Raw genomic sequence first — 633 nt, 5'->3', positions numbered from 1 at the left:
AATTACGAATTTAATCGTATCGGCTCCACAAGAAAGAATGTGTATAACACGAAAAGAAATAAGGGCCGTTTTCCTTATAGCGATACGTTAAAGATACGATTAAATCAAAGTTGGCCAGAAATTTTATTCTGTTGTAAACAGCTAATCGAAGTCAAAAAATATGATGGTATTTCAAGAGAACTACTGCGACATGAATATACAATGATTAGTAAAAAATTAGGGCGTGCTGCTACTATGCGTGAACTAACTGATCAGACTAAATTTTCACTTGATATATATCGTCAATACTTTTCGACCATTAAAAAATTAAGGGAAGAATGCGGATTTCGCCATGATTATAAAGGTGGAAAGAAGCCTATTGAATTAAGTACTTGTAAAAAAGAATTAGTTCGGATATACAAAAAACACAATAGAAGGTTAACTTATAATGAATTAAAACAAGAGAGTACAATTAGTCTATCAACCTTATTTAGACGCTTTGAAACTACAAAAATCAATGTTATTTGGGAGAAAATTGAAGATTACATGTGAGAAATAAAGTGTACTTTTTCACTAGGTACACTGCCTAAGTAACGTAAGCTTATTCTCCATGTCTGGGATTTGGACAAAAAACATTTATGAGCAAATCACGTG

The 633-nt window shown here is 31.9% G+C and carries 1 pseudogene; it reads left to right on the top strand.

Annotation, left to right across the window (positions count from 1 at the left end):
- Positions 1–531: pseudogene (locus tag ACODS7_RS32405) on the top strand (hypothetical protein); the annotation flags it as partial.
- Positions 532–633: the final 102 nt, after the last annotated feature.

The sequence above is a fragment of the Bacillus sp. FG16 genome (genome assembly GCF_057809515.1).
This window is presented reverse-complemented; position numbering and strand designations above follow the sequence as displayed.